Origin of the sequence: Flagellimonas cixiensis (assembly GCF_042134615.1) — a bacterium.
GTDB lineage: Bacteria > Bacteroidota > Bacteroidia > Flavobacteriales > Flavobacteriaceae > Flagellimonas > Flagellimonas cixiensis.
Genome location: NZ_CP169639.1, coordinates 1902253 through 1923390, shown reverse-complemented (window position 1 = coordinate 1923390; position 21138 = coordinate 1902253). Strand labels below are relative to the sequence as shown.

General features: G+C 40.7%; 21 protein-coding genes and 1 tRNA gene. 11 read left to right on the top strand and 11 right to left on the bottom strand.

From position 1 onward, the window contains the following. The first annotated feature begins 216 nt into the window (after positions 1-216). The 10 genes from rplM to ABT310_RS08530 all read left to right on the top strand — a co-directional run bounded on the left by rplM (position 217) and on the right by ABT310_RS08530 (position 10734). Complete coding sequence (gene rplM / locus ABT310_RS08575) at positions 217-672, top strand: 50S ribosomal protein L13 (RefSeq protein WP_375323490.1); 456 nt, start codon at positions 217-219, stop codon at positions 670-672. After that, on the top strand, positions 672-1058 hold the full coding sequence (gene rpsI / locus ABT310_RS08570) for a 30S ribosomal protein S9 (protein WP_375323489.1): 387 nt from the start codon (positions 672-674) through the stop codon (positions 1056-1058). The genes rplM and rpsI overlap by 1 nt, the downstream gene beginning before the upstream one ends. 218 nt (positions 1059-1276) lie before the next feature. Further along, complete coding sequence (gene rpsB, locus ABT310_RS08565) at positions 1277-2293, top strand: 30S ribosomal protein S2 (RefSeq protein WP_375326165.1); 1017 nt, start codon at positions 1277-1279, stop codon at positions 2291-2293. An 81-nt stretch (positions 2294-2374) separates the two neighbouring features. Then, positions 2375-3199, top strand: coding sequence for a translation elongation factor Ts (tsf, locus tag ABT310_RS08560; protein ID WP_375323488.1), 825 nt, complete (start codon positions 2375-2377; stop codon positions 3197-3199). A 130-nt stretch (positions 3200-3329) separates the two neighbouring features. Beyond that, the gene (gene pyrH, locus ABT310_RS08555) at positions 3330-4037 is read left to right on the top strand and encodes a UMP kinase (RefSeq protein WP_375323487.1); all 708 of its coding nucleotides are present in this window, start codon (positions 3330-3332) and stop codon (positions 4035-4037) included. Positions 4038-4078: 41 nt separating this feature from the next. Next, positions 4079-4633: a ribosome recycling factor gene (frr, locus tag ABT310_RS08550; RefSeq protein WP_375323486.1), complete on the top strand. Its 555-nt coding sequence runs from the start codon at positions 4079-4081 to the stop codon at positions 4631-4633. Between the two features lie 75 nt (positions 4634-4708). After that, on the top strand, positions 4709-7105 hold the full coding sequence (locus tag ABT310_RS08545) for an RND family transporter (protein WP_375323485.1): 2397 nt from the start codon (positions 4709-4711) through the stop codon (positions 7103-7105). 90 nt (positions 7106-7195) lie between these two features. Continuing rightward, entirely contained in the window at positions 7196-8629 is a 1434-nt protein-coding gene (asnS, locus tag ABT310_RS08540) for an asparagine--tRNA ligase (protein ID WP_375323484.1), read from the top strand. Positions 8630-8674: 45 nt separating this feature from the next. Beyond that, a complete protein-coding gene (gene rpoN / locus ABT310_RS08535; protein WP_375323483.1) occupies positions 8675-10132 on the top strand; it encodes an RNA polymerase factor sigma-54 in 1458 nt (485 codons plus the stop codon). Beyond that, positions 10132-10734 (top strand): hypothetical protein, encoded by a 603-nt coding sequence (locus tag ABT310_RS08530; protein WP_375323482.1) that lies wholly within the window; start codon positions 10132-10134, stop codon positions 10732-10734. Before rpoN ends, ABT310_RS08530 begins: the two co-directional genes overlap by 1 nt. Here the strand turns inward: ABT310_RS08530 and ABT310_RS08525 are convergent. The 9 genes from ABT310_RS08525 to ABT310_RS08485 all read right to left on the bottom strand — a co-directional run bounded on the left by ABT310_RS08525 (position 10729) and on the right by ABT310_RS08485 (position 16485). Beyond that, positions 10729-11382 carry a porin family protein gene (locus tag ABT310_RS08525; protein WP_375323481.1) on the bottom strand — a complete coding sequence of 218 codons (654 nt, stop codon included), beginning with the start codon at positions 11380-11382 and terminating at the stop codon, positions 10729-10731. The genes ABT310_RS08530 and ABT310_RS08525 overlap by 6 nt on opposite strands. Positions 11383-11500: 118 nt before the next feature. Further along, positions 11501-11983 carry an ExbD/TolR family protein gene (locus ABT310_RS08520; RefSeq protein WP_375323480.1) on the bottom strand — a complete coding sequence of 161 codons (483 nt, stop codon included), beginning with the start codon at positions 11981-11983 and terminating at the stop codon, positions 11501-11503. Between the two features lie 13 nt (positions 11984-11996). Then, the gene (locus tag ABT310_RS08515; RefSeq protein WP_375323479.1) at positions 11997-12602 is read right to left on the bottom strand and encodes an ExbD/TolR family protein; all 606 of its coding nucleotides are present in this window, start codon (positions 12600-12602) and stop codon (positions 11997-11999) included. A gap of 11 nt (positions 12603-12613) precedes the next feature. Continuing rightward, positions 12614-13051, bottom strand: a complete 438-nt coding sequence (locus tag ABT310_RS08510; RefSeq protein ID WP_375323478.1) for a hypothetical protein — start codon at positions 13049-13051, stop codon at positions 12614-12616. Between the two features lie 26 nt (positions 13052-13077). Then, positions 13078-13803 carry a MotA/TolQ/ExbB proton channel family protein gene (locus ABT310_RS08505; protein WP_375323477.1) on the bottom strand — a complete coding sequence of 242 codons (726 nt, stop codon included), beginning with the start codon at positions 13801-13803 and terminating at the stop codon, positions 13078-13080. 78 nt (positions 13804-13881) lie between these two features. Next, positions 13882-13969: transfer RNA gene (locus tag ABT310_RS08500), tRNA-Ser, on the bottom strand. A 66-nt stretch (positions 13970-14035) separates the two neighbouring features. Continuing rightward, positions 14036-15067 (bottom strand): asparaginase, encoded by a 1032-nt coding sequence (locus tag ABT310_RS08495; RefSeq protein WP_375323476.1) that lies wholly within the window; start codon positions 15065-15067, stop codon positions 14036-14038. A gap of 2 nt (positions 15068-15069) precedes the next feature. Then, on the bottom strand, positions 15070-15837 hold the full coding sequence (locus ABT310_RS08490) for a TatD family hydrolase (RefSeq protein WP_375323475.1): 768 nt from the start codon (positions 15835-15837) through the stop codon (positions 15070-15072). Between the two features lie 36 nt (positions 15838-15873). Then, positions 15874-16485, bottom strand: a complete 612-nt coding sequence (locus ABT310_RS08485; RefSeq protein WP_375323474.1) for a hypothetical protein — start codon at positions 16483-16485, stop codon at positions 15874-15876. 102 nt (positions 16486-16587) lie between these two features. On the opposite strand from ABT310_RS08485, the gene ABT310_RS08480 reads away from it, so the two are divergent. Further along, positions 16588-17028 carry a TIGR02281 family clan AA aspartic protease gene (locus ABT310_RS08480; protein WP_375323473.1) on the top strand — a complete coding sequence of 147 codons (441 nt, stop codon included), beginning with the start codon at positions 16588-16590 and terminating at the stop codon, positions 17026-17028. A gap of 67 nt (positions 17029-17095) precedes the next feature. Here the strand turns inward: ABT310_RS08480 and odhB are convergent, their stop codons facing one another. Both odhB and ABT310_RS08470 read right to left on the bottom strand, forming a co-directional pair. After that, positions 17096-18310, bottom strand: a complete 1215-nt coding sequence (gene odhB, locus ABT310_RS08475; protein WP_375323472.1) for a 2-oxoglutarate dehydrogenase complex dihydrolipoyllysine-residue succinyltransferase — start codon at positions 18308-18310, stop codon at positions 17096-17098. Positions 18311-18333: 23 nt separating this feature from the next. Then, positions 18334-21132, bottom strand: a complete 2799-nt coding sequence (locus tag ABT310_RS08470; protein ID WP_375323471.1) for a 2-oxoglutarate dehydrogenase E1 component — start codon at positions 21130-21132, stop codon at positions 18334-18336. Between the last annotated feature and the right edge of the window lie 6 nt (positions 21133-21138).

The following is a 21138-nucleotide window of genomic DNA, read 5'->3' as shown; positions in this document are numbered from 1 at the left end:
AAAGACTCATCAAAATGTCATCAGTTACAGTTGAAGTGTTTTTTTAAGATTTTTTAACAAATTCTCCCGATATTTGCCCCATTGCTACACCCCAAATATTGAATTCTAAAAAAGGCGAAAAAATATTCCCCACCAACCGTTTGTAATTCAATCTAATAATTGTACATTTGCAGCCCGTTTATCGGGATAGGTTTTTAAATCAATAATATTCGAGAAGTGGATACATTAAGTTATAAGACTATTTCCGCCAATAAATCTACTGTTAACAAGGAGTGGTTATTGGTTGATGCTGAAGGACAGACCTTGGGAAGAATGGCGTCCAAAGTGGCCAAGTTGCTTAGAGGAAAATACAAGCCAAGCTACACCCCCCATGTTGATTGTGGAGACAATGTTATTGTCATCAATGCTGAGAAGGTTACCATGACCGGCAACAAATGGGATGACAAAGAATATCTTAGATATACTGGTTACCCAGGTGGACAACGTTCTGCTACTGCCAAAGAAGTTTTGAGCAAACACCCAGAGCGCATTGTTGAAAACGCTGTAAAAGGTATGCTTCCAAAAAATAAATTGGGTGCAGAACTTTTCAGAAACCTTAAGGTTTACAGCGGTGCTGAGCACGGTCAAGAGGCCCAAAAACCAAAAGCAATAAACTTAAACGACTACAAATAATGGAAGTGGTTCATAAGATAGGCAGAAGAAAAACTGCTGTAGCAAGAGTATATGTTTCTGAAGGTTCTGGAAACATCACAGTAAACAAAAGAGACCTTAACGATTACTTTACTACTGGCACACTTCAGTACAAAGTAATGCAACCTTTCGCACTAACCGAGAACGAAGGTAACTACGACGTAAAAGTAAATGTTTACGGTGGTGGTATCACAGGTCAGGCAGAAGCCGTTCGTTTGGCTTTGTCCAGAGCAATGTGCGAAATCAACGAAGAAAACAGAGCTGTTCTTAAACCAGAAGGTCTATTAACCAGAGATCCAAGAATGGTGGAAAGAAAGAAATTCGGTCAGAAGAAAGCCCGTAAGAAATTCCAGTTCTCTAAACGTTAATAGTACTAGGTGTTTTTGCACCTATTATATAAATAAGTTCATTGAAAACCCTGGAATCATTTTTTCAGGGTTATATTTTTAACCAAAGTTGTCGTTGTTCCAAAAGGAAAAAAGAATCGACTTTTTGGAATTTAGTTTAGCATCTAAATGGATTGGGCGAACGTGAAGTGACCACCAACCCATTGCTTACTACAACGGAACGTAAACTAAGTACAGAAATGGCAAGTAAAATTGAAGTAAAAGATTTACTCGAAGCAGGTGTGCATTTTGGACACCTAACAAGAAAGTGGAATCCAAACATGGCTCCTTACATCTACATGGAGCGTAACGGTATCCACGTGATCAACCTTTACAAAACGGTTGCAAAATTGGAAGAGGCCAATGAAGCCCTTAAGAAAATTGCAGCTTCAGGACGTAAAATCCTTTTTGTAGCTACCAAGAAACAAGCAAAAGACATTGTTGCGGATAAAGTATCCAAAGTAAACATGCCTTACATCACAGAAAGATGGCCAGGTGGTATGTTGACCAACTTTGTAACCATCCGTAAAGCGGTTAAGAAGATGGCTTCCATCGACCGTATGAAGAAAGATGGAACTTTCAACACCCTTTCCAAAAAAGAAAGATTGCAAGTAGATCGTTTGCGAGCAAAATTGGAAAAAAACTTGGGATCCATTGCAGACATGACTCGTTTGCCTGGTGCAATTTTCATTGTTGATACCATGCGTGAGCACATTGCTGTAAAAGAAGCACAAAAATTGAACATTCCAATTTTTGCCATGGTAGATACCAACTCCGACCCAAGAGATATCGATTACGCAATCCCATCCAATGATGATGCCGGAAAATCTATCGAAGTAATCTTGGAAGAAGTAACCAAAGCTGTTGCTGAAGGTTTGGAAGAGCGTAAAAGCGAAAAATCCAACGGCAAAGAAGAGGAAAAAGAAGCTCCAAAAGCTGAAAAGGCACCAAAAAAGGCTCCTAAAGCCGACGACCTTACCAAAGTAGAAGGTATTGGACCAAAAGCTGCCGAAGCATTGGTAGCAAGCGGAATCGTTTCTTTCTCTGATTTGGCTAAAGCCGATACAGAAGATATCAAAACCGTATTGACCGATGCCAGCTCGACTTTGGCGCACTTGGACCCAACTTCTTGGCCAAAGCAAGCTAAAATGGCTGCTGATGGTGAGTGGGACGCTCTTAAAGAATGGCAAGACAAAGTAAAGGGAGGAGTAGAATAATTCAACCTTGATTTAACATTGTCCTAAAACAAAACACTACTACAGTGTTTTACTTTACATAAAATTTTAAAAAGCAATAAAATGGCAAAGATTACCGCCGCAGAGGTAAATAAATTAAGAAAGACCACCGGAGCTGGAATGATGGATTGCAAAAAAGCATTGGTTGAAGCTGAAGGTGATTTTGAAAAAGCAATTGAAATCCTAAGAAAAAAAGGTCAAAAAGTAGCAGCTAAAAGAGCCGACAGAGAATCTTCTGAAGGTGCTGCAATTGCAAAAGTAAGCGACGACAGCACTCAAGGTGTGGTTATCTCTTTGAACTGCGAAACTGATTTCGTAGCGAAAAACGATAGTTTCGTAAAACTTGCGAACGATTTGGCTGAGCTAGCTCTTGGATTTGATAGCAAAGATGATTTCTTGGCCGCTTCATTTGAAGGTATGACCGTTGCTGAAAAATTAACTGAGCAAACAGGTGTGATCGGTGAAAAAATCGAAGTAGGAAGCTTTGAAAAATTGAGCGCTCCTTTCGTAGGATCTTACATCCACGCTGGTAACAAAATTGCAACATTGGTTGGTTTGTCCGCTAATGTTGATGGTGCTGCAGAAGCTGCAAAAGATGTTGCAATGCAAGCCGCCGCAATGAACCCTGTTGCTTTGAACGAAGAAGGCGTTGACCAATCTGTAATCGACAAAGAAATCGAGATTGCCAAAGACCAATTGCGTCAAGAAGGTAAACCAGAAGCCATGTTGGACAATATTGCGAAAGGTAAATTGAAGCGTTTCTTTAAAGATAACACTTTGGTGAACCAAGATTTCATTAAAGACAGCAAACAAAGTGTTGCCCAATACGTTAAGTCCGTAGACTCAAGCCTTGAGGTTATCGGATTTAAAAGGGTAGCTTTGGGTTAATTCCCAGCAAAATAAATCACAAGAAACCGCTTCCATAAGGGAGCGGTTTTTTTATGTCCTTTTCTATCCACTATTCTTCATTTCCCAAAAATAATTTTGATTATTTTTGTCCGGACTTCAAGAAACTTCAATGCAATACAAGAGAATTTTATTAAAACTTAGTGGAGAGGCCCTTATGGGCGAACAACAATACGGTATCGACGCCAAGCGATTGGAAGAATATGCCGATGAAATCAAAGCCGTTGTTGATAAAGGTGTTGAAGTAGCCATTGTAATTGGCGGAGGTAACATTTTCCGAGGTTTGGCAGGAGCGAGTCAAGGCATGGACCGTGTACAAGGTGATCACATGGGAATGTTGGCCACCGTAATCAACGGATTGGCCCTACAGAGCGCTTTAGAACTTAAAGGTGTTCAGACCCGATTGCAATCGGCCATCAAAATCAATGAAGTAGCAGAGCCTTTTATCCGAAGAAGAGCCATGCGCCATTTGGAAAAAGGAAGGGTTGTTATTTTTGGAGGGGGAACCGGAAATCCATATTTCACTACCGATTCAGCCGCTGTTTTAAGAGCTATTGAAATTAAAGCAGATGTGATTTTAAAAGGAACCCGCGTAGATGGTATATACACCTCCGACCCCGAAAAGGACAAAAGCGCCACAAAATTCGATTCCTTATCGTTCAACGATGTACTTTCCAAAGGATTGAAAGTAATGGATACCACCGCATTTACTTTAAGTCAGGAAAACGAATTGCCCATCGTAGTTTTTGATATGAACACTCGTGGCAACTTAATGAAATTATTATCAGGAGAAAACATAGGAACAGTGGTCAATGTTTAATTTGATACTCGATTAGGTTTCAATTTTTAAAATTTAAAATTATGGACGAAGAAGTAAAGTTTGTACTCGATAGCGCAAAAGAAAGCATGGATGCAGGGATTTCCCACTTGGAAAAAGCCTTAATAAAAATACGTGCAGGAAAAGCCAGTCCAATGATGTTATCCACAGTGATGGTGGAATACTACGGTTCCCAAACCCCACTATCACAAGTTGCCAACATCAACACCCCAGATGCTCGAACCATTTCCGTTCAACCATGGGAAAAAAACCTTTTAAGTGAAATTGAAACCGCGATTATGAATGCCAATTTGGGTTTTAATCCTATGAACAATGGTGAGATGATCATCATCAATGTACCACCATTGACCGAGGAACGAAGAATCCAATTGACCAAACAGGCAAAAGCCGAAGCCGAAGATGCCAAAGTAAGTATTCGCAGTGCTCGACAAGAAGCCAACAAAGAATTGAAATCATTGGATATTTCTGAAGATTTGTTGAAAAATGCCGAGGTAGATGTTCAAGAATTGACCAACAAGTACATTAGCAAAATCGACTCCATTCTTACCGTTAAAGAAGCGGAAATCATGAAGGTGTAATTCTTTAGGATTGACAGGTCTGATTCCTAGGAACACAGCATTTCATTTTTTACCTTTGCGCCCAACAAAAACCAAATGGTAGCAAAGCTCTCAAAAGGATTTTGGCCTAAGGTCGCACGCATTATTCTTCGGAATAGAATCCTCATTCTTTTAGGTGTTGTCGCATTCACTGTATTCTTGGCAATGCAGTGGAAAAACATCCGTTTTTCCAATTCCGAAGCAAATATTTTACCCGACGACCACCCTGCCACCATCGAATACAGAGCCTTTACCAAAATTTTTGGTGAAGAAGGCAACGCAGTGGTCTTGGCCATCCGAGATTCTGCCCTATTTGAAACCGACAACTTTAACCGCTGGAACCGACTCGCCAAGCAATTGGCCGCTTTCCCAGAGATTGATTACGTAATCTCTTTGGAAAACCTAAAGGTATTGGAAAAGGACAAGGATAACCAATCCTTTGTTATGGAGTCCTTTATTAAGAACGAGCCTACCACTACACAAGAAATAGACTCTCTTAAACACCATTTGTTCAAGGAACTTCCTTTTTACGACAATCTAGTCTACAATCCAGAAAGCGGAACCATTCAGACCATTGCGTACATGGACAAGGACATCATGAACACGGCTGTCCGAAACGAATTTATTCTGAATGATCTCCGAGACCTTGTTGACACTTTTGAAGCTGAAACACAAATGGATGTTCGCATTTCGGGAATGCCATACATCAGAACTTGGAATACAAAATCTATCACTGATGAAATAGGCATCTTTATTGTTGCCGCCCTTTTGGTCACTTCCATCATTTTCTTCTTTTTCTTTAGAAGTTTTAGAGCCACCTTTATCTCTATGTTCGTCGTAATCATCGGGGTGATGTGGGCCTTCGGTATTTTGGGGCTTTTGCAGTATGAGATTACCATTTTAACGGCACTTATTCCGCCATTGATCATTGTGATCGGGATTCCCAATTGTATTTTCCTGATCAATAAATATCAGCAAGAAGTCAACAAACATGGTAATCAGGCCAAATCGTTGCAGCGTGTTATTTCCAAAATTGGAAATGCCACCTTGATGACCAATATTACTACAGCTTCAGGATTTGCCACTTTTATCATTCTAGATAGTGCGCTCCTAAAGGAGTTTGGTATTGTTGCCTCCATAAATATTGTGGGTATTTTTATTTTGTCCCTTTTGATTATTCCGATCATTTACAGTTTTATGCCGCTTCCAAAATCCAAGCACTTAAAGCACTTGAACAAAAGATGGATGGACTTCTTTGTGAACTGGATGGAGCGCATGGTTCGCGATCACAGAATCGCCGTGTACATGGTTACTGTTGGAGTCTTGGTTTTGAGCGTGGTGGGCATCTACCAAATGCGAATTACAGGAAGCAGGATTGAAGACCTGCCCAAAAACACCCATTTCTACAAAGACATCCAATTTTTTGAGCAAGAGTTCGATGGCATTATGCCGATGGAAATTGTAGTGGACAGCAAACGTAAAAATGGAATCACCAAACCTGCCACCCTAAAACGCATGGATCGTTTGGGAGAGGTTATTGATGAAATTCCAGAACTTTCAAGACCTATTTCCATTGTTGATTTGGTAAAATATTCCAAACAAGCCTTTTACAACGGAATTCCAAAATACTATCAATTACCCACAAGTCAAGAGAACACCTTTATAATGGATGCTGTTTCAAGGTCATCCACCGATGGGAATCTTTTGGAAAGTTTTGTCGACAGCACAGGCCAAACCGCTCGCTTAACAACCTACATGCGCGATGTAAAAATCGACCGCATGGAAGAAATTGAAAAAGATGTTCAAGAGGCCATAACCAAAAATTTCCCTGAAGATCGGTTTGAAGTATTTATGACGGGAAAGGCACTTTTATTTTTAAAGGGCACCAAATACTTGGTAAAGAACCTGCTCATGTCATTGGCACTGGCCATTGGTTTGATATCCCTATTTATGGCCTACTTGTTCCAATCGTTCAGAATGGTATTGATTTCCTTGGTTCCGAATTTATTGCCATTGGTCATCACGGCAGGACTCATGGGATTTTTGGGAATTCCCATTAAACCCTCAACAATTTTGGTGTTTAGTATTGCCTTCGGTATTTCGGTGGACGACACCATTCACTTTTTGGCCAAATACCGGCAAGAACTGGCCACGCATCGTTGGCATATTAAAAAATCTGTGTATGCTGCATTACGAGAAACTGGAGTAAGCATGTTCTACACCTCTATTGTACTCTTCTTCGGATTTTCGGTATTTATTATTTCCGATTTTGGAGGCACCAAAGCGCTGGGAGGACTGGTTTCAGCCACCTTGCTGTTTGCCATGTTGTCCAATTTGATTCTATTACCGTCCCTTCTACTTTCCTTGGAGCGAAGCATTGCGAACAAGCAGGTCCTCAAAAAACCTCAAATTGACATTTTACCCAAGGACGAAGAAGGAGATTTGGACAAATAGTCTACGGAAGCGCTATAAATTAGCCATTTCCATTGCCATCGTTTTTTATCAAAAAGCTATCTTTACCCACTAAATTACCATAGTCGAAAAATGATGTCTTATTCCATAAAAGAATTGCTAGAAAAGCAACCCGTAGGAGATTCCGTTGAAGTAAATGGATGGGTAAAAACATTTAGAAGCAACCGATTTATCGCATTGAACGATGGATCGACCATACATAATTTGCAATGCGTTGTAGATTTTGAAAATCTGGATGAAGCATTGCTAAAACAAATCAGTACTGGAGCTGCCTTAAAAATTACCGGTGAGTTAGTAGAGAGCCAAGGCAGAGGGCAGTCTGTAGAAATTCAGGCTACCGATGTTTTTGTTCACGGTACTGCCGACCCAGAGACCTATCCCATTCAACCTAAAAAGCATTCCTTGGAATTCTTAAGGGAAAAGGCACACTTGAGAGTGCGCACCAACACTTTTGCGGCAGTAATGCGTGTTAGGTCTGCCCTTTCTTTTGCTGTTCACCAATATTTTCAGCAAAACGGTTTTTACTATATGCACGCTCCGATCATTACAGGTTCGGATGCCGAAGGTGCGGGGGAAATGTTTCGCGTAACCACTTTGGACGCCCAAAAACCACCTGTTAATGAAGCGGGCGCTGTAGATTACACAGAAGATTTTTTCGGAAAAGAGACCAACTTAACGGTTTCTGGTCAATTGGAAGCTGAAACCTACGCCATGGGGTTGGGAAAGGTATATACGTTTGGACCTACGTTTAGAGCGGAGAACTCTAATACGTCAAGACACTTGGCCGAATTTTGGATGATTGAACCCGAAATGGCATTTTATGACTTGGATGCCAACATGGACTTGGCTGAAGACTTCATCAAAAACATTATCCAATATGTGTTGGAAAACTGCAAGGACGACCTTGAGTTTTTAGAGAAAAGATTGTTGGATGAAGAAAAATCAAAACCCCAGGCCGAGCGTTCTGAAATGGCCTTGTTGGAAAAATTAAAGTTTGTTGTGGATAACAACTTCAAGCGTGTTTCGTATACCGAGGCTATCGAAATATTGAAAAACAGCAAACCCAACAAGAAAAAGAAATTCCAATTCCCGATCGAGGAATGGGGTGCAGACTTACAAAGTGAGCACGAACGTTTCTTGGTGGAAAAACACTTTAAATGTCCTGTTATCCTTTTTGATTATCCAGCCAACATCAAGGCATTTTATATGCGTTTGAACGAGGATGGAAAAACCGTTAGGGCCATGGACGTTTTGTTCCCAGGTATTGGTGAAATCGTGGGAGGTTCCCAAAGGGAAGAGCGCTTGGATGTGCTTCAACAAAAAATCAAAGCCCTAGAAATTGACGAAAAAGAACTTTGGTGGTATTTGGATCTACGAAGATTCGGAACAGCGGTTCACAGTGGATTTGGGCTCGGGTTCGAGCGCATGGTGCAGTTTGCCACTGGCATGGGCAACATTCGCGATGTAATCCCTTACCCTAGAACGCCGCAGAACGCCGAGTTTTAATTTGAATTTATACCTTTAGGCAAAGAAGATTGCAATTAAAGTAACATGCTGAAACAACATTTACAGTTTAAGCTTTCCCAAAAACTGTCTCCACAGCAGATTCAGCTCATGAAGTTGATTCAATTGCCCACGCAGGCATTTGAACAACGCTTAAAACAGGAGCTGGAAGAGAATCCTGCATTGGAGAGCGGTAAAGAGGAAGTTGATTCGGTAGATGACCTGTATGAGGACAATTACGATGATTCGGCGGATAATGAAAGCATCGACACGGATGAAATCAACATTGATGATTATCTGAGTGATGATGAAATTCCCGATTACCGCACCCAAGCGAACAACTATAGTGCGGACGATGAGGACAAAAATGTGCCTTATGCTGCTGGTATTTCCTTCAACCAATACCTGCTCAATCAATTAAATACAGTGTATTTGGATGATGAGGAATGGGCAATCGCCGAGTTCTTGGTGGGCAGTGTGGATGAAAGTGGATACATCCGAAGACCATTGACCGATATTATGGACGACCTTGCCTTCACGCAAAACATTTATGCGGAGGAAAACAAGATCAAAGAAGTGCTCAAGGTGGTGCAATCTTTGGACCCTCCCGGGGTTGCCGCCCGTTCTTTGGATGAATGCTTGATCATTCAATTAAAGCGCAAGGAGAAAAAACCATCGGTAGAACTTGCCATCAATATTTTGGAAAAGTCGTTTGAGCAGTTTACCAAAAAGCATTACGATAAGCTGATTCAAAAACATCATATTACCGAAGATGAACTAAAGGATGCCATTTCCGAAATTGAAAAATTGAACCCAAAACCGGGTGGCTCTTATTCTGGGGGCACTCGAATGATTGAACATATTGTTCCAGATTTTTCCATCAAAATTTTGGATGGAGAATTGGAGCTTACCTTGAATGGAAGAAATGCTCCGGAACTGCATGTGTCCAAAGAGTACAACAATATGCTTCAGGGCTATAAAGATTCCAAGGAAAAATCTAAATCCCAAAAGGATACGGTCATCTTCATCAAACAAAAATTGGATGCGGCCAAATGGTTTATCGATGCCATTAAGCAGCGTCAACAGACCCTCTATATTACCATGAAGACCATCATGGATTACCAGGAGGAATATTTTATGACCGGGGATGAGCGCAAATTGCGCCCTATGATCCTAAAGGATATTGCAGACAAAATTGACATGGATGTTTCCACGGTTTCGAGGGTTGCCAACAGCAAATATGTAGATACACCCTATGGCACCAAATTGATCAAGGATTTCTTTTCGGAAGCCATGAAAAATGAGCAGGGCGAGGATGTTTCCACCAAAGAAATCAAAAAGATTTTGGAAACCGTAATTGGTGATGAGGAAAAGAAAAAGCCATTGACAGACGCAAAATTGGCCTCAATTCTTAAAGAAAGGGGATACCCGATTGCACGTAGAACCGTTGCCAAGTATAGGGAACAATTAGGAATTCCTGTGGCGAGGTTAAGAAAGCAAATCTGATGCATCACATCTACAACATTATCTCCTATGTGTTCCACCCATTGTTTATCCCTTTTGGAGGAACGGTGATGTACTTTTTGGTGGCGCCTTATAGCACTTTGCAAACGGAAAGCGGAAACATATTGCCCATTTTTATCTTAACGGTGATCATCCCCATTATCTTCTTTTTGATTCTGAAGAATCTTGGCTTGATCAGTTCCATCTTTTTACCGAAGTTACAAGAGCGCAAATACCCGCTTTATATTAGCTGTATTATCTTTTTGATGATATTATATAAGGTAATCCCCAACAACTACGTTAACGAGCTCTTTTTCTATTTTACGGGGCTTTTGACCGCTACTTGTGCAACTCTCATTCTATTGTTCTTTAAATTCAAAACAAGCATGCATTTATTGGGCATGGGAAGTATTTTAACCTTTATGGTGGCGCTCAGCATTCATTTTGAGGTCAACATTACCTTGGCCATAAGTTTGTTTGTGTTGTTCACTGGATTGGTGGCCACTTCGCGCCTTTACCTAAAAGCACACTCTAGAAATGAATTGTTGATTGGTTTCATTTTGGGTTGCTGTTCGCAATTGATCATCCTAAAATATTGGCTATAGGATATAAAAAATGAGTCCAACCCGAAGTACGTGAAAATCAAATGCTGAACCCGAATCCAATAACGTGCCCTCTTTAAGCAATGGATTTAACCCATAATAGGTATGAACGTTCCAAGTGTTGTATCCAAAATTAAACGTGAGGCCATATTGTAAGTCCTCGATATCACCATTGGAAAATTTATAGGTTCCCTCGTCTGTCACTACCTTGGATGTACCTGAAAAAACATATCCGAACTTAACTCCTGCATAAATTCGCCAGAACTTATAGTCTTCGGCTGTAGAAGTGCGCCACCGGAGCTCAAATGGCACTTCTAAGCTATGCAACTCAAACTTGCTGCGATTATACATGGACTGATCCATAATTTGGTAAATAACCTCATTGTTGTCCTCGGTGGCCACCACATTGGAGTAATAGGAATTAACGGCATAACCAAACCCCAGACCTATTCCAAAATTCCTTCGCTTGTTAAATGGGATGTCCTTGATAAAACCAGCTTGTAGATTATAGGAGAGATTTCGTTGCACCACATCATCTGGACGATTGGCCAATATATTATATCCAATTCCGAAGTAGAATTGGTCTTCTAAATATTTATTATCTAAGACAATTGAATCTTGTTCAAGCTGGGCTTTTACTGAAAAAACCATGCTAAAACAACATATAACAAACCAATACCTTGAAAATGAGTGCTGCATTGTATACTTTTTAAACAAAAAACGCTCCAAATATTATTTGGAGCGTTTCCCACTAAATCTAAGCTATTGCCTACTGTAGATTGTTAAAAGCGTCACCTTCATAGGTGGTATAATTCACCTTAAGGGCATTTACTTTTCTCAATTCCTGTTTAATGTCAGTGATAAGACCCATATTGGCATTCTTATCAACTTTCAAAGCAGTAGTCAATACGTTTTGAAGTTCTTGCGGTTTTTTTGCACGCTCAGCCAAGATGAAGGAACCTACTTCGTCCACATTGGCAAACTTATCATTTAATTGGATTTTTGGTTCTGTACCAAAAACCTTTTGATATTCTTGCGTTGGTGTACCTACATAAATGTAGATTACACGGTCTTTCTTCTCCAACTTTTTCACTTCTGATGCATTGGGAAGTGTGTTTTCAACCATTAACGAACTATCTTTCATCGTGGTCACTGTCATAAAGAAGAACAGTAGCATGAAAACAATATCGGGCAACGATGCCGTAGATACCGCTGGCAAATCTCCATCCTTCTTTTTTGTAAACTTAGCCATACTAAATTATAGTTTAATTGGTTGATGTTTCTGCTTCTGAAAGCTTTTGTGGGAACATATCTTGGATACGCTTCACTTTGTCTTTCAGTTCGTCTCTTACGGAGGATGGTGTCTCTGGATCCAGATAATCTGCTTCCATGGTTGTAAAATCCTGTCCGTATAAACGTTGGGCCTCTCGGTTACGCAAATCGTTATACGCTCCTACCAATTCGTTTTGAACGGTAATGTAGGTGCTGTATTTGGTCTCCCTATCATTTTTCAACGAAATAATCGCTTTGGTAGGGTTATCAGATGAGGCTGGGTCTTTCTTTCCTTTACAGAAAGAGCAAGATCCGTCGGCATTGTTCTCTAGAAATGCTGTTGCAGCAGCTCTAAGATCTTTAAGTTCCATTAATCCGTCCTCAACCAAAAGTTGACCATTTTTATTGATATTAACCGTAAAAATGTTCTTCTGTCTAATTATAACATCAGTTTCTGGCGGCTCAATAGGTGGCAACATACGATCCAATCCTGCATCTGTTTCAATGGTGGTGGTCACCAAGAAAAAGATAAGCAGAAGGAAAGCGATGTCAGCCATCGAACCGGCATTTACTTCCGGCGCTCCTTTTCTTCTAGGCATAATTCGACTTTTTACTTAACAAACATTTTCTTCAAACCTGGAACAACCATTAGAAGAACCGCTAATACGGTTAGGATAAAGAACACGTTCAATCCCATTCCAATGTTTTTCACAGTACTCTCGGTAGTTTCGATTCCACGGGAAGCCATGGCTTCAACAACTGGTGCGTTACCAGAAGACAATCCGTAAGAAACGGCTACTACGATAGCCAATCCACCAATGGCGAAAAGGGCTTTTTTCAAACTTCCCTTTGTGGAAAGCAATTTTGTAAATCCAAAGAACACAGTAGATACTACTGCAATGGCCAACAAAATGTACATAATGATGAACATGAAGTTCATAGCACCACTATTGATGGCTCCTGGATCATCGGCAGACGGAAGGGAGAACCAAAGAACGGCTGCAACCAATCCGATGACGATAAGTAATATTTTTACAATCTTATTCATGATTCTCGATAGTTTTTAATTCGTAATTATTTTTTGTGAGCGGCCAACATATCAATCAAAGAGATTGAGCTGTCTTCCATGTCGTTTACGATACTATCGATTTTAGCAATGATGTAGTTGTAGAAAATCTGAAGGATAATCGCTGTAATCAAACCGAATACAGTTGTCAATAACGCTACCTGAATATCACCTGCAATCAAAGAGGCACTCAAGTTACCTACTGCAGCAATTTTCTGGAAGGCCGCAATCATACCGATTACCGTACCCATGAACCCAAGCATTGGAGCAATAGCGATAAACAAAGACAACCAAGAAACATTCTTCTCCAATTGACCCATTTGTACACCACCGTAAGCCACTACAGCTTTTTCAGCAGATTCCAAACCTTCGCCTGCTCTATCCAAACCTTGGTAGAAAATAGACGCTACAGGTCCTTTTGTATTTCTACATACTTCTTTAGCTGCTTCAACACCTCCTGAAGCCAAAGCATCTTCTACTTGTTGCTTCAATTTAGCAGTATTGGTAGTCGCCAAATTCAAATAAATAATTCTTTCGATGGCCACAGCCAATCCCAAAATCAAACAAAGCAATACAATACCCATGAAAGCAGGACCCCCTTGGATAAATTGTTCTTTCAATACTTGGGTGAAACCTTTGCTGGCTTCAGCTTCTTGCAACATTGCTGCAGATGCATTCGTAGTTCCCATCACAAACATTCCGGCAGCAGCCAGAGTAAAGGATATTTTCTTCATTTTACTTAAACTTAAATTTAGTTAGTTAATAATGTTAAAGATATAAAAATTTTACAATTGAAAAACTAAAATACCTAGCAGAGAGGAAGGGATTCGAACCCTCGATACACTTTTGGTGTATACACACTTTCCAGGCGTGCGCCTTCGACCACTCGGCCACCTCTCTATAGTTTCAATTAGGGCGACCAATAAACAAAAAAATAATCAGTTATAGAAATATCAAGCGTTAATTTTACACCATTTCACCACGTAATGGTGTCTCAAAAATTGTCTTGAACAGTTTATCGGAAACCCCTGTCCCCAAAAGGTACATCGCCTTGGCCAAAGCTGCCTCGGTCGTAATATCCTTTCCATTAACCAGTTGCATCTCCATGAGCTTTTCACTGGTTTCGTAATGCCCCATAAAAACACTGCCTCCCGAACATTGGGTAACGTTTACAATGTGCAATCCATTTTTTTTTGCAGATTTTAATCCATTTAAAAACCAATCGTCCATTGGCGCATTGCCCGCACCATAAGTTTCCAAAATCAACACCCGTAAATCTGGAATATTTAATATGCCGTGAAGGACATTTTGATTGAGTCCGGGGAACAATTTTAATATGGCCACCCGATTGTCCATTTTTTTATGGACCATCATTTTTTTCTGTTTGGCCGGTTTTTTCAATAAATAATTGTCGTGCACCTTTAAATGCACCCCCGATTCCACTAACGGGGGATGGTTCAAAGAAGCAAAAGCTTCAAAATGCTCTGCATTTATTTTTGTGGTCCGGTTACCTCGGTACAGTTTATATTCAAAATACAGTCCAACTTCCTGCACTACCGGTTTTCCCTTTTTTTGAAGTGCTGCAATTTCGATGGAGGTAATCAAATTTTCTTTGGCATCGGTACGCAAGTCTCCAATAGGCAATTGAGAACCCGTGAAAATGACAGGTTTTCCCAAATTCTCCAACATAAAACTTAAAGCAGATGCAGAATAGCTCATAGTGTCACTTCCGTGCAATACCACAAAACCATCATTATCCTCATAGTGTTCTTCAATAATGGAAGCGATCAAGGCCCAATAAGAAGGGTTCATATTGGAAGAGTCAATAGGCTTTTCAAATGAGACCCCCCGAAGATTACAATCCAATTGTTTTAGTTCCGGAATATTCTTGACCAGCTCATCAAAATTAAAAGCTTTTAAGGCTCCTGTTTTATAATCCTTTACCATACCTATGGTTCCCCCGGTATATATTAATAGTATGTTGGATATATTTTTCATGATCAAATACCGAATATGTCTTTTGAATTTTCTGTGGTGATTTTGGCTATTTCTTCTTCCGACTTATTATATATGGAAGAAAGTTTTTCCACTACCTTAATTATATAGGAACTTTCATTACGTTTTCCTCGATACGGTGTCGGGGCCAAATAAGGAGCGTCTGTTTCCAAAACAATGTGTTTAAGATCTATTTGATTTAAAAACTGATCTATTTTACCATTTTTAAAAGTGGCCACGCCCCCAATGCCCAACTTCATATTATAGGATAAAGCCTTATGAGCCTGTGCCAATGTTCCAGTGAAGCAGTGAAAAATCCCAAAAAGCCCCTCTCCTTTTTCTTGCTCCAATACTTCGAACACTTCATCAAAAGCATCACGACAATGAATCACTATCGGCAATTGGTGTTTTTTGGCCAACCGAATTTGATGAGCAAAAGCTTCTTGCTGTTCTTTTAAAAAGGTTTTGTCCCAATAGAGGTCCACTCCTATTTCGCCCACGGCGTAAAATTTACGCTGAGCCAACATCTCCTCGACATGAGCCAACTCTTCCTTAAAATTTTCTTTCACATGAGTGGGATGTAATCCCGTCATTAAAAAAACATGGTCCGGATAATCCGCTTCCAAATCCAACATGGATTGGGTATAGGTTGAATCAATGGCAGGAATAAAAAAGCGCTCAACGCCAGCTTCGATAGCTCGTTGCATCATCTCATTTCTATCCTCGTTAAAGGCTTCACTATATAAATGGGTATGGGTATCTGTTATTATCATATGGTAATTAATCGCATTCCTTCAAAAAAGGAATACTTATTTTTTGACTTTTATATCTTGATTCAATGAATCTTTTCTATTCTTAAATAATTGTATCGCCTTTTGGTACTTGACAGCACCTTTCTTTGTTTGGTCATATAAAAAACCATCAAGTTCTGGATGATGCTCCTCAACCCATTTTACCAATTTTTCTCTTTTATCAGCCCACAAAGTATCATTGAAATCAACGTACTCCACAATAGCAACACTATGTATTTTACCCTCCTTTATAGTCATGATTTCTTTGGAAATAAAAGGAGCCTCATGCAAAAATCGGATTCGATCACATTGTTTAGAAATGGTCAATTGAAGATTATCATCCTCCTCCCTTATATCCAAAATTTCATATTTTGGACTAAAAACAGAATCCCATTGAAACAATGTGTGGTAACCTTCTTTATCAAATGTTTGTATGTATTCCATTTCGTTAAATCGAATACTATCCTGAAAAAGTCCAACCAATTGTTCAAAATCTGAAGCATTTAATGCTCCGACATAATTTTCCGCAATTGCTCTTTTGTCCATTTTCTTTGAAGCGCCTCCGCAGGAAACCAAGATGACCATTAACAATAATGGAACTATAATCTTCTTAAAGTTGAAACCGATCATAACACAAAAATAGATTTATCTTAGACGACCCAAAACTTTGTTTTGGATTAAACCGATTTATCCTTCGACTGCGCTCAGGATGACATAGCCCAAATAAAACATATGGCATCACTTAAAAAATTCCTAAAATCCAAAAACTACATTAAAATACCTTTGGTATTTACCAAGACCAACCATTTTGAAATGGATGCCAAAATCAATGGGGTGGACGGGAAATTTATTTTGGACACGGGTGCTTCCAACACCTGTGTTGGCATGGATAAAATTGAGTTTTTCAACATGGCTTCCGAATCCACCGACATCAAAGCGGCTGGCGCTGGTGCCACCGAAATGGACACTTTGATCTCGACTAAAAACAAAATCCAGATCGGCCATTGGACCAAGAAAAAACAAAAAATCGTGCTTTTCGATTTGACACATGTGAACCAAGCTTTGGTCGCACACAAAGCACTAGCAGTTGATGGGATTATAGGTGCGGATATTTTAAACAAGGGCAAGGCCGTAATCGACTACAATAAAAAATGCCTCTACTTAAAAAAGTAAAGGCATCTGTTAGTTCGAGTATTGACTAACCCTTCGACTACGCTCAGGGTACTTACCACTCTTTATATTATAGTTCTAACGCTTTTTTCACGTTTCCGTCCATCAATAATTCTTCCGGACTTTCCAATGCTTCTTTCACGGCAACCAAGAAACCAACAGATTCCTTACCGTCGATAATTCTGTGGTCGTATGAAAGTGCAACATACATTACTGGGGCAATAGCAATGGCCCCATCCCTAACAATAGGACGCTCCACAATGTTGTGCATTCCCAAGATTCCACTTTGTGGAGGGTTGATGATTGGTGTGGACAACATGGAACCGAATACCCCACCATTGGTGATGGTAAACGTACCTCCTGTCATTTCATCTACAGTGATTTCACCTTCCCTTGCACGGATAGCCAAACGTTTTACTTCGGATTCGATTCCTCTAAAAGTTAGGTTTTCTGCATTTCGGATTACAGGAACCATCAAACCTTTAGGTCCAGAAACAGCAATACTGATATCGCAGAATTCATAGGTGATCATTTCTTTACCATCAATCATGGAATTCACTGCTGGATACATTTCCAACGCACGAATTACCGCTTTGGTGAAGAAAGACATAAACCCAAGGCTAACTCCGTGTTTATTTTTGAATTCTTCTTTGTATTCAGAACGCAACGCAAAGATTGCTGACATATCCACTTCGTTGAACGTGGTCAACATCGCAGTTTCGTTCTTGGCAGCTACCAAACGCTCGGCCACTTTTCTACGCAACATAGAAAGTTTGGAACGGGATTCGCCACGGTTCCCCCCAGTTGGGGTCCCCATAGATGGAACAGCTTTTACTGCATCATCTTTGGTGATGCGACCATCTTTTCCCGATCCAGAAACAGAGGATGGCTCAATCCCTTTTTCATCCAAAATTTTCTTGGCGGCAGGCGAAGGGGTACCAGAAGCGTAGGTCTCTTTTTTAGGCTCTGCTTTCTTTGGTTCTTCTTTTGGTTCCTCTTTAGGTGTTTCTGCTTTTTCAGCTTTTGGTGCACTACCCTCAGGTTTTTCGGCACTGGTGTCGATTAGGCAAACCACCTCTCCAACGGCAACAGCATCTCCCACTTCAGCTTTTAGGGTTATAACTCCGCTCTCCTCTGCAGGAAGCTCCAATGTTGCCTTGTCCGAGTCCACCTCGGCAATGGCTTGGTCCTTCTCCACATAGTCTCCATCCTCGACCAACCACTCGGCGATTTCTACCTCTGTAATGGATTCCCCAGGTGAGGGAACTTTCATTTCTAAAACCATTCCTATTATAGTTTATACTTGTATTATCTAATTAACATATTATCCTTAGTCTTGTCGAAAACATAGTCCAAAACTTGGGAATGTCTTCTTCGGGAGCGCACTGCACTACCAGCTGCTGGGGCGCCATAAAACCTACGGGATGCCACCCTAAATTGCTTGGCTTCATCCAAATGCATCAACATATGACTCCAAGCTCCCATATTTCTTGGTTCTTCTTGAGCCCAAACAATGTCATCCGCATTCTTGTATTTCGCCATTAAATTTCTCATTTCCTCGGCAGGCAATGGGAACAATTGCTCCACTCTTACCAAAGCTACATCATCTCGCTGCAATTCCTCTCTTTTATCTAAAAGATCATAGTAGAATTTACCGGTACAGAACACCAAGGTTTTTACATTGGCCGCTTTGGCCTCAGCATCATCTATCACCATTTGGAAACCGCCGTTGGCCATCTCTTCTTTGGTACTCACCACTTTTGGATGTCGCAACAAGCTTTTTGGTGTAAATACCACCAATGGTTTTCTATAGCTCGCCTTCATTTGTCTCCGCAATAAATGGAAAAGGTTTGCTGGAGTTGTTACATCGGCCACATACATATTGTCCTTGGCGCAAAGTTGCAGGTATCTTTCCATACGGGCAGAAGAGTGTTCCGCTCCTTGACCTTCGTAACCATGGGGCAGCAAGAGCACCAATCCATTTTGCAATTTCCACTTATCCTCCGCGGAGGATAAGTATTGGTCGATAACAATCTGGGCTCCATTACTGAAATCACCAAATTGTGCTTCCCAAATGGTCAATGTTTTTGGACTTGCCATGGCATAGCCATAATCAAATCCCATTACGGCATATTCTGAGAGTAGGGAGTTGTAGATATGGAACTTACCATTTTGGTTTTCGCCCATTTCGTTCAACAACACTACTTCTTCTTCATGCATTTCGGTTTTGATGACCGCATGTCGGTGTGAGAAAGTTCCCCTTTCCACATCCTGACCGGTCATTCTAACATCATATCCTTCCTCTATCAATGATCCATAAGCCAAAAGCTCCCCCATGGCCCAGTCTAGCTTGTTATCCTCGAAGTACATTTTTTGACGGCCCTCGACCAAACGCACCAATTTTCTCAAGAATTTTTTATCACTAGGAAGTTCAGTAATGCTTTTGGCTACTTCATCCAACTTTTTAAGGTCGTAGGAAGTATCCATCGGCTTCAACATCACATCTTCGGCAACTTGGCCAAAGCCTTCCCACTCGTCTTGCATGAACGGGGTGATTCGGGTTTTCTCAATCTTTCGGGAATCCAAAAGATTTTCCTCCAAATCGTTCTTATATTTTTCTTCGAGTTCTTTTACGTAGTTCTCATCAATCACTCCCTCGGCAATTAATTTCTCAGCGTAAATATCTCTCGGGTTTTTGTGCTTGGAAATGGATTTGTACAACAACGGTTGGGTGAACTTGGGTTCATCCCCTTCGTTGTGTCCGTATTTACGGTAGCCCAATAAATCTAAGAAAATATCACGTTTGTAACGCATTCTATATTCCAAGGCGAAGATTGCGGCATGCACCACAGCTTCAGCATCATCGGCATTTACGTGAAGTACCGGAGACAAGGTCACCTTGCCCACATCGGTACAATAGGTAGATGAACGGGCATCCAAATAGTTGGTGGTAAATCCAATCTGGTTGTTTACCACAATATGAATGGTTCCTCCTGTATGATAGCCGTCCAAACGAGCCATTTGTATGATTTCATACACTACACCTTGACCTGCAAATGCGGCATCACCGTGCACCAAAATTGGCAATACTTCGGATACGTTATCGCTGTGATTGTGATCTTGCTTGGCTCTTGAAATCCCTTCAACAATAGAGTTTACAGTTTCCAAGTGGGAAGGATTGGGAGCAATGTTCATGTTCACCATTTTCCCAGAATCGGTTTCCCTCATCGAAGTCCAGCCCAAGTGGTATTTTACGTCCCCATCAAAAATGGTTTCCTCGTAATCTTTGCCATCGAACTCACTAAAAATGTCTTTGGGCGATTTACCAAAAATATTGGTTAAAACATTCAAACGGCCCCTGTGGGCCATTCCCATCACAAATTGTTTTACGCCTTGGTCTGCGGCTTTTTCTATGATCACATCCAAAGCAGGGATCAAAGATTCGCCACCTTCCAATGAAAAACGTTTTTGCCCCACATACTTGGTATGCAAAAAGCTTTCGAAGGAAACGGCTTCGTTCAATTTCCTTAAGATGTTCTTCTTTTCTTCGGCTGAGAAGTTCGGATGGTTGTCGTTTACATTCAACCAATCTTGAATCCATTGAATACGCTCTGGGGTACGGATGTACATGTACTCCACCCCAATGGAATCACAATAGATGCTCTCCAAATGCCTTACGATTTCTTTAAGGGTAGCTGGACCAATGCCCAAAATCTTCCCTGCATCAAAAACAGTATCCAAGTCTGCATCCGTCAGTCCAAAATTGGCCAACTCCAAGGTAGGCACGTATTGTCTACGGTCCCGAACTGGGTTGGTCTTGGTAAAGAGGTGCCCTCGGGTGCGGTACCCATCAATCAGTCGAATTACCTGAAACTCTTTTTGAAGTGTTTCTGGCATCTCCACTTGCCTTCCATTGGAAAGCACCACCATTCCTGTTTTCTCTGATTCAATCCCAAGATCTTCCAGGGATCCTTCCAATCCGAAATCAAACCCCTGAAAAAAAGCCCTCCAACTGGGCTCGATGCTATCAGGGTTTGTTAAGTATTTATCGTACTGCTCCGCAAAAAACGATGTGTGCGCAGCATTTAAAAACGAATATTTGTCCATTCTTCC

Bases quoted from the DNA above. Each gene is read 5' to 3' on its own strand.
- rpsI (WP_375323489.1), top strand. From the start codon at position 672: ATGGAAGTGGTTCATAAGATAGGCAGAAGAAAAACTGCTGTAGCAAGA.
- rpsB (WP_375326165.1), top strand. From the start codon at position 1,277: ATGGCAAGTAAAATTGAAGTAAAAGATTTACTCGAAGCAGGTGTGCAT.
- tsf (WP_375323488.1), top strand. From the start codon at position 2,375: ATGGCAAAGATTACCGCCGCAGAGGTAAATAAATTAAGAAAGACCACC.
- pyrH (WP_375323487.1), top strand. From the start codon at position 3,330: ATGCAATACAAGAGAATTTTATTAAAACTTAGTGGAGAGGCCCTTATG.
- frr (WP_375323486.1), top strand. From the start codon at position 4,079: ATGGACGAAGAAGTAAAGTTTGTACTCGATAGCGCAAAAGAAAGCATG.
- ABT310_RS08545 (WP_375323485.1), top strand. From the start codon at position 4,709: ATGGTAGCAAAGCTCTCAAAAGGATTTTGGCCTAAGGTCGCACGCATT.
- asnS (WP_375323484.1), top strand. From the start codon at position 7,196: ATGATGTCTTATTCCATAAAAGAATTGCTAGAAAAGCAACCCGTAGGA.
- rpoN (WP_375323483.1), top strand. From the start codon at position 8,675: ATGCTGAAACAACATTTACAGTTTAAGCTTTCCCAAAAACTGTCTCCA.
- ABT310_RS08530 (WP_375323482.1), top strand. From the start codon at position 10,132: ATGCATCACATCTACAACATTATCTCCTATGTGTTCCACCCATTGTTT.
- ABT310_RS08525 (WP_375323481.1), bottom strand. From the start codon at position 11,382: ATGGTTTTTTCAGTAAAAGCCCAGCTTGAACAAGATTCAATTGTCTTA.
- ABT310_RS08520 (WP_375323480.1), bottom strand. From the start codon at position 11,983: ATGGCTAAGTTTACAAAAAAGAAGGATGGAGATTTGCCAGCGGTATCT.
- ABT310_RS08515 (WP_375323479.1), bottom strand. From the start codon at position 12,602: ATGCCTAGAAGAAAAGGAGCGCCGGAAGTAAATGCCGGTTCGATGGCT.
- ABT310_RS08510 (WP_375323478.1), bottom strand. From the start codon at position 13,051: ATGAATAAGATTGTAAAAATATTACTTATCGTCATCGGATTGGTTGCA.
- ABT310_RS08505 (WP_375323477.1), bottom strand. From the start codon at position 13,803: ATGAAGAAAATATCCTTTACTCTGGCTGCTGCCGGAATGTTTGTGATG.
- ABT310_RS08495 (WP_375323476.1), bottom strand. From the start codon at position 15,067: ATGAAAAATATATCCAACATACTATTAATATATACCGGGGGAACCATA.
- ABT310_RS08490 (WP_375323475.1), bottom strand. From the start codon at position 15,837: ATGATAATAACAGATACCCATACCCATTTATATAGTGAAGCCTTTAAC.
- ABT310_RS08485 (WP_375323474.1), bottom strand. From the start codon at position 16,485: ATGATCGGTTTCAACTTTAAGAAGATTATAGTTCCATTATTGTTAATG.
- ABT310_RS08480 (WP_375323473.1), top strand. From the start codon at position 16,588: ATGGCATCACTTAAAAAATTCCTAAAATCCAAAAACTACATTAAAATA.
- odhB (WP_375323472.1), bottom strand. From the start codon at position 18,310: ATGGTTTTAGAAATGAAAGTTCCCTCACCTGGGGAATCCATTACAGAG.
- ABT310_RS08470 (WP_375323471.1), bottom strand. From the start codon at position 21,132: ATGGACAAATATTCGTTTTTAAATGCTGCGCACACATCGTTTTTTGCG.